Raw genomic sequence first — 14,779 nt, forward strand, 5'->3', positions numbered from 1 at the left:
GGGGATGCTCTCGAAGACCGACCCGCTCGACCACTGGCGTACCCTCCCGATCAAGCAACAGCCGTCGTGGTATGCGCCTGAGGCTGCGGTCGAGGTGTCTGCGGAGCTTGCCACACTCCCGCCCCTGGTGTTCGCCGGAGAGGTCGACATCCTCCGCGAGAAGCTCGGCCGCGCCGCCGCGGGCGAGGCGTTCCTGCTTCAGGGGGGTGACTGCGCGGAGACCTTCGCGGGCGCGACAGCAGAACAGATCCGCAACCGCATCAAGACCGTCCTGCAGATGGCTGTCGTCCTGACGTACGGCGCATCGATGCCGGTCGTGAAGATGGGGAGGATGGCGGGTCAGTTCGCCAAGCCCCGCTCGTCCGACACCGAGACCCGCGGCGATGTCACCCTGCCCGCCTACCGCGGCGACATCGTGAACGGATACGACTTCACCGAAGCCTCGCGGCGTGCAGACCCGGCACGGATGCTGAAGGCGTACCACACGTCCGCGTCGACGCTGAACCTCATCCGTGCCTTCACGCAGGGTGGTTTCGCCGACCTGCGCGAGGTGCACAGCTGGAACAAGGGCTTCGCGCAGAACCCCGCCAACCAGCGCTACGAGCGCCTGGCGACCGAGATCGATCGGGCGATCAAGTTCATGGAGGCCGCCGGCGCTGACTTCGACGAGTTGCGCCGGGTCGAGTTCTACACCGGGCACGAGGGCCTGCTCATGGACTACGAGCGCCCCATGACCCGTATCGACTCGCGTACCGGGACGCCCTACAACACGTCCTCGCACTTCCTCTGGATCGGGGAGCGTACCCGCGACCTCGACGGCGCACACGTCGACTACTTCTCACGCATCCGCAACCCCATCGGCGTCAAGCTCGGTCCGACCACGACCGCCGAGACGGCGCTCGCGCTGATCGACAAGCTGGACCCCGAGCGTGAGCCCGGTCGGCTGACCTTCATCACCCGGATGGGTGCAGGGAAGATCCGCGACGCGCTGCCGCCGCTGCTGGAGGCTGTGAAGGCGTCCGGCGCGACTCCGCTGTGGGTGACCGACCCGATGCACGGTAACGGGATCACCTCGCAGACCGGCTACAAGACGCGCCGTTTCGATGACGTCGTCGACGAGGTGCGCGGCTTCTTCGAGGCCCACCGCGCGGTCGGAACGCATCCCGGCGGCATCCACGTCGAGCTCACGGGCGACGATGTCACCGAGTGCCTCGGTGGTTCCGAGATGATCGACGAGGCTGGTCTGGCGACACGGTACGAGTCGCTGTGCGACCCGCGACTGAATCACATGCAGTCTCTGGAGCTGGCGTTCCTCGTCGCGGAAGAGCTCGAGAAGCGCTAGCGGCGGTCAGTCGTCGCCGCCCCCGCCGATCCCGATGTCGGTGATGGTGATGACGGTGCCGGGAACGTGGAAGGTTCCCGCCCGAGGCTCGATCGCGTTGACCCGGAAGACGTCCCAGAGGCTCCCCTCGGGCAGTGCCGTCTCGGCCTCGAAGCCCGCGTCCTTGAGGACCGTCACCGCGTCGCGCACCGATAGTCCGACCACGGCGGGAACTTCGACGGGCTGGACTCCCTTGGAGACGATGAGGGTCACCGCGTCGCCGGGGCGCCACGAGCCGCCCTCCGACCGCTCGGCGATGCCGATGACCTCTCCGGCGGGGACGTCGTCGTCGTACTGCTCGATCTTCTCGCCGGAGACGCTCAGGCCTGCGGCCTCGAGCGTCTCGGTGGCGGCAGCCACGGAGAGGCCGCGGACATCGGGCACCGGACCCAGCGACACGGTCATCGTGACGGTGTCGCCTTCGAAGGCGGTGCACCCGTTCGTGCAGTCGACGACGTCGCCTCCCTCACGGGGCGTGAGCGACACGGCGACCACTGTCCCCGCGGCGGCATCCGAGAACACCTCTGCGTCGGGCTCGGTGATGATCAACTGATACCCCGCCAGCGTCACGCGTGCGTCGGTGGCGGGCTGGCCCGACACCGACGGGATGTCGTGCTGCGCGGGCCCCAGGGAAACGATGACGCGGACCGTTGACTCCTTGTCGACACGCTCGCCGGCCGGAGGGTCGGTGCGGATAACGAGCCCCTCCTCGACCTCGAGGCTGTTCTCGCCAGCCTGCTCGGGAAGGAGATTCTGTGCCGCGAGCTGGGCTGCCGCACCCTCGTAATCCAGGCCCGCGACCGACGGCACGACGACCTGCGACCCCGGCCCGGATCCGAACCACCAGCCGATGCCGGCCGCCAGCACCGCGAGAAGGATGACGATCGTCACGATCCAGGCGGTACGCGTGCCCTGGCGCTGCGCCGAGCGGCGCAGCAGGGCGGCATTGTCGACCTCGCTGGCGGGCACGGTGAGGTTTCCGGTCGTCGCCGGGAGGACCTTGGTGAGCTGGCTGGGATCGTCGTCGCGATCGATCATCCCCGACGTCGCTGCCGTGACGACCTGCGGTGAGATCCCCAGGTGCCGCTCGATCTCCCGCAGCCGCTGCAGCATCTCCATGGCATCCGCGGGGCGATCGTCGGGCTTCTTCTCGGTCGACCACAGCACGAGCTCATCGAGCTGCTCGGGAACCCCCGGGTTCTTGACGCTCGGTCGCGGCACCGAGTCAGTGGCGTGCTGGAACGCGATCTGCATCGGCTGCTCGCCGCGGTACGGCTGCTCACCCGTGAGCATCTCGTAGAGCATGATGCCGAGACTGTAGATGTCGCTGCGGGCATCCGCGGTGCCGCGCGTGACCAGCTCGGGGGCGAGGTACGCGATGGTGCCCATCAGCTGGGCGCCGGTCGCCGTGTTGGCACTCGTTGCCCGGGCGAGGCCGAAGTCGCCGATCTTGATGCGCCCGTCCTCGGCAAGCAGGACGTTCTCGGGCTTGACGTCGCGGTGGATGATGCCGGCCCGGTGTGCCGCGGCAAGGCCGGAGAGCACGGCATCCATGATCGAGATCGTCTGCGGCACGGTGAGGCGCTTCTGTTCGCGCAGCAGCTCGCGCAGCGTGATGCCGGGCAGGTACTCCATCACGAGGTAGGCGATCTCGCCATCGCTGCCCTGATCGAAGACGTTGACGACATGCGGGTCGGCCAGGCGTGCCGCCGCACGCGCCTCCTGGATGAACCGGCTTTGGAAAACCGTGTCATCGCTCAGGTGCCCGTGCATGACCTTGAGCGCGACGCGGCGTTCCAGGCGCAGGTCGGTGGCGACGTACACCGTCGCCATGCCACCGCGGGCGATGCGAGCGCGCACCCGATACCGGCCATCGACGAGACGGCCGATCAGGGGATCGGTCTGCGCGCTGGTGCTCACGAACCGAGTCTACGGAGCGTGAGCGGCCCCGCCTGGGAGCGGCTCACAGAGTGAGCGCGACCGCCGGCCGGCTGCAGAGCGTGGAGATGGCGGTGAGGATGGTGCGACGTGGTGAGATCATGTCTTTCGTGACCACCCCTACCTCCGCAGCAGACACCGCTTGGCTCACGATGCCCGAACTCGTCGAGGTGCTCGGCGAACCGCTCGGTCGGGTGCGTCGGCTCCTGGACGAGTCACACCTGATCGGCTCGAAGCGTCACGGTGCCTTCGCCGTTCCGGCCGTGTTCATCGACGGCGGTCGACCTCTCGCCTCACTCCGGGGCACGATCATCGTCCTGCACGACGCGGGATTCACCGACGACGAGGCGATCGACTGGATGCTCGCGCACGACGACACGATCGGAACCGCGCCCATCGAGGCGCTCCGGGCGGGGCGCAAGAGCGAGGTGCGCCGAGTCGCCCAGACGCTCGCCTGACCGGCCCTCAGGTGATCCGGACCGTCGCCGCCCGCGCGAGGTCTCGCAGCTCTCCGACCGCTCGGTTCCCCAGCGGCGCGCCCGAGAGGGCACGCTCCGCCGTGCGGGTGTACTCGAGGATGAGCGCTTCTGTCCGCTCCAGCGCGCCGGTCTCGCGGATGGTCTGCTGCATCGCCGCGATCTGATCCGGCTCCAGCTGCGGATCTCCGAGCATCTCGTCGAACAGGCGCCGAGACCCGGGTGAAAGCGCCTCCCGCGTGTAGGCGACGAGGACGGTCCGTTTGCCCTCTCGCAGGTCGTCTCCGGACGGCTTGCCGGTCGACTCGGCGTCGCCGAAGACCCCGAGGACGTCATCTCGTAGCTGGAAGGCCATGCCAATGGGGTGCCCGAAGGCGACCAGCGCCGCGCGCTGTGCCGTGCTCGCTCCCGCGATCGCCGCGCCGATGGCGAGCGGCTGCTGGATGCTGTAACGCGCAGACTTGAGTGAGGCTACGCGCAGCGCCCGCTCGGCGTGGCGATCATCGGCATCCGTGACGTATGCCGATTCTTCGGCGACATCGAGGAATTGTCCGACCGTGACCTCGCGGCGCATGACGGCGAACTCCTCGCGGCCGGCGGACGCAGCCTCTCGATCCGCGTGCGCCAGACCCTCTTCGAGGAGATCATCGCTCCACGCGACGAGGAGGTCGCCGAGCAGAAGCGCTCCGGAGCGCCCGAACCGAGCCGCGTCGCCGACCCACCCTCGTGCCCGATGGGCGGCCTCGAGGGCGCGATGGGCGGCGGGACGGCCACGGCGAGTGTCGGAGTTGTCGACGATGTCGTCGTGCACGAGCGCAGCGGCGTGGAAGACCTCGAGAGCGGCTGCCGCAGCGAGCACGTCATCCGTGGGGGTGAGGGAGGTGCCGGCATACTCGCGGACGGCTCGCCACCCCGCGAAGCAGAACCGCGCGCGAAGTCGCTTGCCGCCGCGCACGGCGTCGGCGGCTGCCTCGTGCAGCAGGATCGCTTCGTCCCCGAACAGTGCCGCCTCGGCTTCCCTGACCGCGAGGAAGTCCTCGACTCGCTGGGAAACTGCCGCAACCGCATCACTACCTACTGACACGGGCCTAGCCTAGTAATCGACGGCGCGCGTAGAATCGTGCCACCGATCCAGCCCGAGGGGGATCTCATGCCACTCTCCGAACAGGAGCAGCGTCTGCTCGACGAGATGGAGCGCCATCTCATGCGCAACGACGCGGATGTCGTTTCGGCATCCGGCGGCGGTGGGAGTCTCTCGTATCGCAACGTCGTCTACGGCACGATCCTCGTGCTCGCCGGCATCGGCGCCCTCATCGTGGGCGTCGCCATTCAGTTGATCGTCGTGGGAGTCCTCGGCTTCCTGGCCATGATCGCCGGCGTGATCGTCGCGGTCACGCCTGCCAAGCGCACCGAGGCAGAGCGGGTCCGCGATGAGCAGCGCCCGGCCGCCAGCCGCACCGGGGCGAGCTTCATGGACCGCATGAACGAGCGGTGGGACCGCCGCCAGGAAGGCCGCTGACCCGAGGGGTCATCGGCCCTCCACTCCGCTCCACGCGGATCTCCACCTCCCCCCACGGCCCCCCAGCGGGAGCCACCGAACGCCGACCTTCGGGTCGGCGTTTCGTCGTTAACGCCCAGCGTCACGCCTTCACTCCAGCGCCCCGCGGGTGCTTTCACCACCGCGCCCTGCCCGGCGAAACAGGCGTTCCGGCCTGCCGGGGGAGCGGCGTGCCATCGAAGTGGTGACAAAGTGGAGGGAAGTGGAGTAAAGTGGCGCTCAACCTGGAGGGGCCGGACGAAGGGGGGGTGACGCGGATGCTGCTGGGGACTCACACTCCGAAGCTCGACGACAAAGGACGCGTCATCCTGCCCTCGAAGTTTCGCGACGACCTCGGCGCGGGAATCGTCGTCACCCGCGGTCAAGAACGCTGCCTCTACGTCTTCTCGGCCGAAGAGTTCGAGCGCGTCCACGACCGCATCCGCGAAGCCCCACTCACCAACAAGCAAGCCCGCGACTTTCTGCGCATGTTCCTGTCCGGCGCAAGCGCCGAGACCCCCGACAGCCAGAACCGCATCACGATCCCCCCGCCGCTGCGGGCATACGCCGGCCTCGAGCGGGAGCTCGTGGTGACGGGTGTGGGCGCCCACGCCGAGATCTGGGATGCCAAGGCGTGGAACGACTACCTCGAAGGAAACGAGGAGACCTACTCGGAGATGGAGCAGGAGGTGATCCCCGGCCTGTTCTGACCCTCGGTTGTGATGCCCATCTGCGGGGCCCTGACGCACTTCCCCGGCGCCAGGTCTTCAGCGGATGGGGATCAGAGCCCAGCGGTCCGGCCCGACATCATGAACCTGCGCGACATCCACACCCCCGTCCTTCTCGAGCGCTGCATCGAGCTCCTGGCTCCTGCACTCGAGGGGGATGCGCCCGTTCTCGTCGATGCGACACTCGGGATGGGCGGGCACACCGAGGCCCTCCTCGAGCGGTTCCCGTCGTTGACCGTGATCGGGCTTGATCGCGACACGGATGCTCTCCGCATCGCTTCTGAGCGGCTCGCCCGCTTCGGCGACCGTCTCCGCCCCGTTCACACCGTCTATGACGGAATCACCGACGCGACCCGCGGCGAGGGGTTCGCGCGGGTCGACGGGATCCTGTTCGACCTCGGCGTCTCCTCCCTGCAGCTGGATGTCGCCGATCGGGGATTCGCGTACGCGCAGGATGCGCCGCTGGACATGCGCATGGACCAGTCCGCGGGGATCACCGCGGCCGATGTGCTCGCCACCTACGGGGAGGGCGATCTGCGTCGGATCTTCGAGCGCTACGGCGAGGAGAAGCTGGCTGCCAGATACGCCCGCGCCATCATCCGGGCGCGCGAGCAGCGGCCGATCGAGCGGTCCGGAGAGCTCGTCGAGATCCTGCAGGCTGCGACACCGGCCGCGCTCAAGAACGCCGGTCACCCCGCGAAGCGCGTCTTCCAGGCCCTGCGGATCGAAGTGAACGGCGAGCTCTCGGCGCTCGAGGTCGCGCTGCCTGCCGCGCTGGACGCTCTCGTGGTCGGCGGGCGACTCGTCGTCATGTCCTACCAGTCCCTCGAGGATCGGCTCGTCAAGCGCGTCCTGGCCCAGGCGATCCGATCCACCGCACCGGCAGGCCTGCCGGTCGAGCTTCCCGAGCACGCGGCGCAATTCCGCCTGCTGGTCAAGGGCGCCGAGCTCGCATCGGATGCCGAGAAGGCGCGCAACCCGCGCGCCGCCCCCGTTCGCCTGCGGGCGGCCGAGCGAGTGAAGGACGCCGCATGAGCGCGGACCTGTTGGCAGCGATCGATGAGTTCGCGCCGAGCGTACGCCCGGACACTCCGGCCACCCCGCACTTGCGTCCCGTGGAGCGCCCCGCGGCCCGTCGTCGTCCGCGCGTGCTCTATGGAATCGTGGCGGTCTTGGGAGCGGCCGCGATCGTCGCGGCCCAGATGGTCGTCTCGATCCTGACCACGCAGGACACCTATGCGCTCTCGACACTCACGGCGCAGCAGCGGCAGCTCACCTGGGACCGCCAGATTCTGTATGACGAGGTCGCGGGTCTCAGCTCGCCGCAGTACCTCGCAGCGAACGCGTCGGCGCTGGGTATGGTCATCAGTGAAGCGCCCACCTTCCTCAGACTCTCGGATGGGGCACTGGTGGGAGCGTCGCAGGCGGCGAGCTGGCAGTCATCCATCGATGCCGTCGGAAGGGGAGCCGTGGCCAACGCGCTCATCACCGATACCCCGCTGATCACCGATCCCGCCGCGACGATCGAAGGGGTGCCTGTCGACGTAACCGATGCCGCCGGCCAGTCCGTCGTTCCCCCCGCGCTCACCGACGGCCTGCCGACCCCCACGACGCGATGACCGGACGCAGCACGCGAAGCCCCCGGCGCCGCACCGTCGTCGCGATGGCCGTTGTACTCGCGGTGCTCGCCGCTTTCGTCATCCGTCTCGTCGACATCCAGGTCGTCAATGCCAAGGAGCATGTCGCGCAGTCGCTCGAGCTCGGCCTCTCGGGCTCGCAGAAGACCTATGGGACGCGCGGGGCCATCATCGACGAGAACGGGGCGGTCCTTGCGGGCAGCATCGTGCTCTATGACGCGCAGCTGGACCCCATGCTCGTCGGCCCGGTCGAACGCGAGATCGACGGCGAGGAGGTCGATGTCCCGTGGGAGACGATCTCCGCCGAGATCGGTGCGATCACGGGCCAGCCCGCCGAGGAGATTCAGGCGATCGTGACGGCCGCTCTCGACGAGAACCCGGAGAGCCGGTACGCGATGCTCAAGCGGGGCCTCACGACAGCGCAGTACCGTGAGCTCGCCGCGTTGGGGCTTCCCTATCTTGCCTTCGTGCCGCACCCCGCGCGCACGTACCCGGATGGCGCCGTCGGCGGGAACGTCGTCGGGTTCGTCGGCTCCGACGCGACACCGCTCGCGGGCTTGGAGGCGGCGCAGAACTCTTGCCTCGCCTCAACGGACGGCGAGATCCGCTATCAGCGCGGCGGCGACGGAGTCATCATCCCCGGCACATCGACCGAGATTCCCGCGGTCGACGGGGGCACCCTGCAGCTGACGATCAACCGAGACCTGCAGTGGTATCTGCAGCAGCTGATCGCCGAGCAGACCCAGAACACGGGAGCCAGGTCCGGGACGATCTTCGTCGTCGAGGTCAAGACCGGGGCGATCCGTGCGGCAGCCGAGTACCCGACCGTTGACCCCAACGCACCGGGGGCGGTCGACCCCGCCGATCGGGAGAGCCGGATCTTCCATGCCACCTTCGAGCCCGGCTCGACGTTCAAGGCGCTGTCGGCGGCGATGCTCGTCGATTCCGGAACTGCCAGTCCCGGCTCTGTGGTGCACGTGCCCTTCCGTCAGACGTTCGACAATGGCGCCAGCGTCCGAGATGACCTGCCCCACCCCGACTACCAGTACACCCTCAACGGCGTTCTCGTGAACTCCTCGAACGTCGGTATCTCCACGTTCGCGGGGATGATGAGCGACCAGGCGCGCTATGACTACTTCACGCGCTTCGGGATCGGGCAGGGGACGGATGTCGACTTCTGGGGCGAAGCGCAAGGTCTCGTGCGGGACCCGCGGGAGTGGGACAACCAGACGAAGTACAACACGTCCTACGGGCAGGGTCTGACGACGACGGTCCCCGAACTGGCCAGCGCCTACCAGGCGATCGCGAACGGCGGTCTGAAGCTGCCGCTTCGGCTGGTCGAGTCCTGCACGGCCGCCGACGGGACGATCACCACGCCCGAGACCGGGGAGCCCACCCAGGTGATCGGCTCGGCTGCCGCCCGGCAGGTCGCCGACATGCTCGAGAACGTTGCCAGCAAGGGATCGGTGTCCGACCAGGTCGGGATCGCGGGATACCGCCTGGCGCTCAAGACCGGTACGGCCGAGAAGGTCGACCCGGGTGCGGGCACCTACAAGGTCGGTTCGTACTTCACGACCATCGCCGGATTCGCTCCGGCTGATGACCCGCAGTACGTCGTCGTGGTGACACTCGATGAGCCGACCACGGTAAAGTCGTCTAGTGCCAACGCGCCGGCGTTCCGTGAGGCGATGACCCAGGTGCTCAAGACCTACCGGGTGATGCCTTCGAACTCCGCCTCGCCAGATCTTCCGACCTTCGGCTGATCGCGACGGCACGTCACTTCGCGCATGATCAGCCTGCCCCTCTCCCGCATCGCCGATGTCCTCGGCGGTACCCTCATGCTGCACGGCGGCGACACTCCCGAGACCGTCGTCGCGGGGATCGTCGATACCGACTCCCGCCTGATCGAGCCCGGCGGGATCTTCGTCGCCAAGCCCGGTGAGCATGCCGACGGGCACGACTTCGCCGCCGCCGCGGTCGAACGCGGCGCGACGCTCGCGATCGTCGAGCGGCCCGTCGACGTCGCCGTCACGCAGATCGTGGTGCCGGGTGCGGTCCACGCCCTGGCCGATCTCGCCCGGTACGTCGTGGCCGAGGTTCGCGCGCGGGGGAGCCTCCGGATCGTCGGGATCACCGGATCCAACGGCAAGACGACGACGAAGAACATGCTGGCGCGGATCCTCGAGGCCGAGGACGAGACCGTCGCACCGCAGGCGTCGTTCAACAACGAGGTCGGCGCGCCGCTGACGATGCTGCGCATCACCGAACGCACCCGCTACCTCGTCAGCGAGTTCGGGGCGAGCGCGCCGGGCGAAATCGCGCGTCTGGCAGGGCTGGTCCTGCCTGACGTCGGCGTGGTGCTGATGGTGGGCATGGCTCATGCCGGCGGATTCGGCGGTATCGAGTCCACGTTCGTCGAGAAGTCCCAGCTGATCCACGCCGTCCGCGAGGGGGGCGTCGCGGTCCTCAACGCGGATGACCCGCGCGTTGCTGCGATGGCAGGCATCGCTGCCGAACGAGGCGCGTCCGTGCGATGGTTCGGACGAGGCGCGCGCGCAGATGTTCGCGCGGACGATGTGGAGGTCACGCCCGAGGGGACACGGTTCCGCGTCGTCATCGATGGCGAGCCCTATCCCGTGGTGCTGCGTGTGCTCGGCGAGCACCACGTGATGAACGCGTTGGCGGCCATCGCTGCGGCGACAAGTCTCGACGTCAGCCCCGCCGCGTGCATCGAGCGGCTCGAGACGATGGAGCTCGCGGAGCGGTGGCGGATGCAGCCCATGGGCTCGGATCGCGTGCGCATCATCAACGACGCCTACAACGCGAGTCCCGATTCGATGGCGGCGGCGCTTCGCACGCTCGCCCAGATCACCGCGCCGCACCAGCGAACCGTGGCGGTACTCGGGGCGATGAGCGAGTTGGGCGAGTACGCGGGGGAGGAACACGACCGCGTGGGTCTGCTCGCCGTGAGGCTGCGCATCCAGCGCATCGTGGTGATCGGTGCCGACGCGCGCCGCCTCTACCTCGCCGCGATCAGCGAAGGGTCGTGGGATGGCGAGGCGGTGTTCTTCGAGACGGCGGACGAGGCCTACGCCTACCTGCTGACCGAGCTTCGTGACGGTGACCGTGTCCTGGTCAAGTCCTCCAATTCCGCGGGGCTGCGGCACCTCGGCGACCGTCTGGGAGAATCCTTCTCGTGAGATCCCTTCTGATGGCGTCGGCGATCGCCCTGTCGTTCTCGCTGTTTCTCACACCGGTCTTCCTGCGGCTGTTCCGACGCTGGGGCTGGGGGCAGGTCATCCGCACTCCCGAAGCCGGCAACAATCCGCAGCACGCGCTCAAGCGCGGCACACCGACCATGGGCGGCGTCATCTTCGTCCTCGGCACGGCCCTGGGATACCTGATCGGGACGTACGCGGGCGGCACACCACCCACGCTCTCGGGTTTCCTCGTGATCTGGATGATGGTCGGCTTCGCCCTCGTCGGATTCATCGACGACTACATGAAGCTGCGCAGTCAGCGCAGCCTCGGGCTGTCCGGATGGCGCAAGATCGTCGGTCAGGTCATCGTCATCGTTCCGTGGGCCCTCGTCGCACTCCAGTTCCCGGATGCTCAGGGTCAAACGCCCGCGACAGCATATGTGTCGGTGTTCCGCGATATCTCTGTGCTGAACTTCCTCGCCTTGCCGGTGGCGCTCGGCATCCTGCTGTACGTCGCCTGGATCTCGTTCATCGGCGTCGCCTGGTCCAACAGCACCAACGTCACCGACGGCCTCGACGGGTTGGCCGCCGGCGTCGGCGTGTTCACGATCGGCGCGATGAGCCTCACGACGTTCTGGCAGTTCCAGCAGCGATGCGACGGCGCAGACCTCGTCGCCGCCTACCAGCAGGCCTGTTATCAGACGAGAGATCCTCTCGATCTGACCATCATCTCCGCCACGTTCGTCGCCTCCCTGGTCGGATTCCTCTGGTGGAACGCGCCGAAGGCGCAGGTGTTCATGGGTGATGTGGGGTCCATGGCGATCGGAGGTGTCATCGCCGCCGTCTCGATCCTCTCCCACACCGAGATCCTCACGGTCCTCACCGCCGGCGCCTTCATCATCGGCCCCGGCTCGGTCATCCTGCAGCGCGTGTACTTCAAGCTCACGAGGGGGAAGCGCCTGTTCCTCATGAGTCCGTTCCACCACCACCTCGAGATGCGAGGGTGGTCGGAGACCAACATCGTGATCCGGATGTGGATCATCGCGGCGGGACTGGCCGTCACCGGGGTCGGTCTGTTCTACGTCGAGTGGCTCGCACGTACATGAGCGAGAGGTCATCGACGTCCTCACGGCTGGACGCCCTCACGAGCTGGCACGCCGACTGGCGTGGACTGCGCGTCGCGGTGCTGGGACTATCCGTCACCGGATTCTCCGTTGCGGACACCATGGCGGAGCTCGGAGCGGACGTGCTGGTCGTCGCCGAACGGGCCGATCCCGCCTACGAACGGCTCCTGCCGGTGATCGGAGTCCGGTCGGCGATCGGGCCGCTCAGCGCTCCGCCCGCGGACCTGGTCGAGTTCGCCCCCGAGGTCGTGATCGCCTCGCCGGGGTTCAGTCCGACCCATCCCGTCGTCCGCTGGACGCAGGAGAGCGGCATTCCGCTGTGGGGCGACATCGAACTGGCGTGGCGGGTCCGGGACAAGGTTGTCCGTCCCGGCGGCGATCCCGCCGACTGGGTCTTGGTGACGGGGACCAACGGGAAGACGACCACCACGCGTCTTGCCGCCACGATGATGGTCGCGGGCGGCCTGCGCGCGGTGCCGTGCGGGAACATCGGGACTCCGATTCTGGATGCCGTCCGCGACCCCTCGGGATTCGACGTGCTCGTCGTCGAGCTCTCCAGCCATCAGCTCTGGTATCTCGGTCTGCAGTCATCGCCCGAGCCGGTCTCACCGCATGCCGCAGTGTGTCTGAACCTCGCCGACGACCACCTGGAGTGGCACGGCTCGTTCCAGGCCTATCGTGACGCGAAAGCACACGTGTACGACAACACCCGCGTCGCGTGCGTCTACAACAAGTCGGATACCGCGACCCGCGAGATGGTCGAGCAGGCTGACGTGATCGACGGGGCCCGCGCGATCGGGTTCGATCTGGGGGTACCCGGCCCCAGCGATCTCGGTGTCGTCGACGGCATCGTCGTCGACCGGGCCTTCCTCGCTGAGCGCCACCGCAGCGCGCTCGAGCTCACGACCGTGGCGGAGTTGCAGGAACTCGGGCTCGCGGCTCCCCACGTCGTCGCCAACATCCTCGCCGCGAGCGCGCTGGCCCGCTCCCTCGATGTGCCGCCCGCAGCCATCGCCGCCGCGCTGCGCGAGTTCCGCCTCGATCCGCACCGGATGGAGGTCGTCGCGACGGTCGCCGGGGTCACATGGGTGGATGACTCGAAGGCGACCAACCCCCACGCGGCGGCGTCGTCGCTGGCGGCGTACCCGGGATCGGTCTGGATCGTCGGCGGACTGCTCAAGGGAGTGGACATCACGAGCCTCGTGTCAGCGCGCGGCCCCCTCGTGAAAGCCGCCATCGTCATCGGCGAGCAACGGGACGCGGTGCGAGCGGCGTTCGAGCGACACGCGCCCGACGTGCCGCTGCACGAGGTCGTTGCCGATGAGACTGGGGATGTCATGGCGCAGGTCGTGGACCTGGCGATCGGAATCGTGGCGGACGGGGACGTCGTACTCCTTGCCCCCGCTGCCGCATCCTTCGACCAGTTCGCCTCCTACGCCGACCGGGGCGAGAAGTTCGCCGCCGCGGTTCGAGACCGAGTGGGAAGGGGCGCCGATGGCGACACCGACGCCGATCCGTCCCCTCCCGCAGGAGCCTGACGAGCCCACGCCCCGACGCGGGCTCGCTGCCCGCGTCTCCCTGGGTTCGCTGTTCCGTCCCGTCGCGGGGGAGTTCCTGCTCATCTCCTCGACCGCGGTGCTGCTGACCGTCTTCGGTCTCGTGATGGTCCTCTCGGCCACGAGTGCGACAGCCACGGCGGCGGGGCAGGCGCCGTACGACGCCGTGATCAAGCAGGCGGTGTTCGCCGCGATCGGTCTGCCGCTGATGTTCATCGCAAGCCGGCTGCCGGTCAGCTTCTGGAAACGGATCGCGTGGCCGGCGCTCATCGCCACGACAGCGTTCCAGCTGCTGGTGTTCACGCCCCTCGGTGTGGAGGACGGCGGGAACCGCAACTGGATCAGCATTGGGGGGATGCAGGCTCAGCCGTCCGAGTTCCTCAAGCTCTCGCTGGCGCTCTGGCTCGGGTTCATCCTCTTCCGCAAGCGCACGCTGCTGGGGGACTGGCGGCACGTGTTCATCCCCGTCGTTCCCGTCACCGCGGCGGTGATCGCCACGGTCCTGGCCGGCCACGACCTCGGCACCGCCATGGTGCTGTTCCTGCTGTCGCTCGGTGCTTTGTTCTTCTCGGGCGTCAAGCTACGGGTCTTCATCATCCCGGTGCTGGGTGCGATCGTTGCGGTGGCGGCGTTGGCGGTAACCAGCCCGAACCGGATGGAACGCATCCTGAGCGTCTTCAACACCGATTGCGCCGCCGACTACCTCGACACGTGCTACCAGCCCCTGCACGCGATCTGGGGACTGGCCGGCGGTGGCATCTTCGGCCTCGGCCTCGGGAACTCGAAGGAGAAGTACGAGTGGCTTCCCGCAGCCGCGAGCGACTACATCTTCGCCATCGTCGGTGAAGAGCTCGGCCTCATCGGCGCGATCGTCGTGCTCGGGCTGTTCGCGATCTACGCGATCGGCGCTTTTCACATCGTCCGCAAGACTGACGACACGTTCGTGCGGATCGTTGCCGGCGCGATCACCGTGTGGATCGTCGGCCAGGCGCTGATCAACATCGGTGTGGTCCTCCGCCTGTTCCCGCCGCTGGGTGTCCCGTTGCCGTTCATGTCCCAGGGGGGCACATCCCTCGTCTCCGTGCTCGTTGCCACAGGTGTTCTCTTGGCGTTCGCGCGTACGATCCCGATGAAGAGCGTCGCTTCTGCGCGACCTGCCGCGGCCCGGCGCTGACCGCGAACTGCGGCCTTCGGCGCGCGAC

The 14,779-nt window shown here is 68.2% G+C and carries 13 protein-coding genes; 11 read left to right on the top strand and 2 right to left on the bottom strand.

Going from position 1 to position 14,779, the window contains the following annotated elements; all coding sequences use genetic code 11:
- Positions 1–4: 4 nt before the first annotated feature.
- A complete protein-coding gene (locus AC3ENO_RS06165) occupies positions 5–1,342 on the top strand; it encodes a class II 3-deoxy-7-phosphoheptulonate synthase (protein ID WP_434969738.1) in 1,338 nt (445 codons plus the stop codon).
- Positions 1,343–1,348: 6 nt separating this feature from the next.
- Here AC3ENO_RS06165 and pknB read toward each other — a convergent pair whose 3' ends face one another.
- Positions 1,349–3,301: a Stk1 family PASTA domain-containing Ser/Thr kinase gene (gene pknB / locus AC3ENO_RS06170; protein ID WP_434969739.1), complete on the bottom strand. Its 1,953-nt coding sequence runs from the start codon at positions 3,299–3,301 to the stop codon at positions 1,349–1,351.
- 119 nt (positions 3,302–3,420) lie between these two features.
- Here pknB and AC3ENO_RS06175 point away from each other — a divergent pair, with 119 nt between their 5' ends.
- The gene (locus AC3ENO_RS06175) at positions 3,421–3,777 is read left to right on the top strand and encodes an Rv2175c family DNA-binding protein (RefSeq protein ID WP_434969897.1); all 357 of its coding nucleotides are present in this window, start codon (positions 3,421–3,423) and stop codon (positions 3,775–3,777) included.
- 7 nt (positions 3,778–3,784) lie between these two features.
- On the opposite strand, the gene AC3ENO_RS06180 is transcribed toward AC3ENO_RS06175, so the two are convergent.
- Entirely contained in the window at positions 3,785–4,879 is a 1,095-nt protein-coding gene (locus tag AC3ENO_RS06180; protein WP_434969740.1) for a polyprenyl synthetase family protein, read from the bottom strand.
- Positions 4,880–4,945: 66 nt separating this feature from the next.
- Between AC3ENO_RS06180 and AC3ENO_RS06185 the strand changes: the two genes are divergently transcribed.
- From AC3ENO_RS06185 to ftsW, 9 genes are all read left to right on the top strand, one after another.
- Positions 4,946–5,314: a DUF3040 domain-containing protein gene (locus tag AC3ENO_RS06185; RefSeq protein WP_434969741.1), complete on the top strand. Its 369-nt coding sequence runs from the start codon at positions 4,946–4,948 to the stop codon at positions 5,312–5,314.
- Positions 5,315–5,610: 296 nt separating this feature from the next.
- On the top strand, positions 5,611–6,042 hold the full coding sequence (gene mraZ / locus AC3ENO_RS06190; RefSeq protein ID WP_434969898.1) for a division/cell wall cluster transcriptional repressor MraZ: 432 nt from the start codon (positions 5,611–5,613) through the stop codon (positions 6,040–6,042).
- Positions 6,043–6,141: 99 nt separating this feature from the next.
- Positions 6,142–7,095 carry a 16S rRNA (cytosine(1402)-N(4))-methyltransferase RsmH gene (gene rsmH / locus AC3ENO_RS06195; protein WP_434969742.1) on the top strand — a complete coding sequence of 318 codons (954 nt, stop codon included), beginning with the start codon at positions 6,142–6,144 and terminating at the stop codon, positions 7,093–7,095.
- Positions 7,092–7,679, top strand: a complete 588-nt coding sequence (gene ftsL, locus AC3ENO_RS06200; protein WP_434969743.1) for a cell division protein FtsL — start codon at positions 7,092–7,094, stop codon at positions 7,677–7,679. Before rsmH ends, ftsL begins: the two co-directional genes overlap by 4 nt.
- 44 nt (positions 7,680–7,723) lie before the next feature.
- Entirely contained in the window at positions 7,724–9,460 is a 1,737-nt protein-coding gene (locus tag AC3ENO_RS06205; RefSeq protein WP_434969744.1) for a peptidoglycan D,D-transpeptidase FtsI family protein, read from the top strand.
- Between the two features lie 24 nt (positions 9,461–9,484).
- Positions 9,485–10,897 carry a UDP-N-acetylmuramoyl-tripeptide--D-alanyl-D-alanine ligase gene (locus tag AC3ENO_RS06210; protein WP_434969745.1) on the top strand — a complete coding sequence of 471 codons (1,413 nt, stop codon included), beginning with the start codon at positions 9,485–9,487 and terminating at the stop codon, positions 10,895–10,897.
- Positions 10,894–12,003, top strand: coding sequence for a phospho-N-acetylmuramoyl-pentapeptide-transferase (mraY, locus tag AC3ENO_RS06215; protein ID WP_434969746.1), 1,110 nt, complete (start codon positions 10,894–10,896; stop codon positions 12,001–12,003). The genes AC3ENO_RS06210 and mraY overlap by 4 nt, the downstream gene beginning before the upstream one ends.
- Positions 12,000–13,559, top strand: coding sequence for a UDP-N-acetylmuramoyl-L-alanine--D-glutamate ligase (murD, locus tag AC3ENO_RS06220; protein WP_434969747.1), 1,560 nt, complete (start codon positions 12,000–12,002; stop codon positions 13,557–13,559). Before mraY ends, murD begins: the two co-directional genes overlap by 4 nt.
- Positions 13,516–14,751 (top strand): putative lipid II flippase FtsW, encoded by a 1,236-nt coding sequence (gene ftsW, locus AC3ENO_RS06225; RefSeq protein ID WP_434969748.1) that lies wholly within the window; start codon positions 13,516–13,518, stop codon positions 14,749–14,751. Before murD ends, ftsW begins: the two co-directional genes overlap by 44 nt.
- Positions 14,752–14,779 lie beyond the last annotated feature (28 nt).

Source organism: Microbacterium sp. bgisy207 (assembly GCF_057706855.1).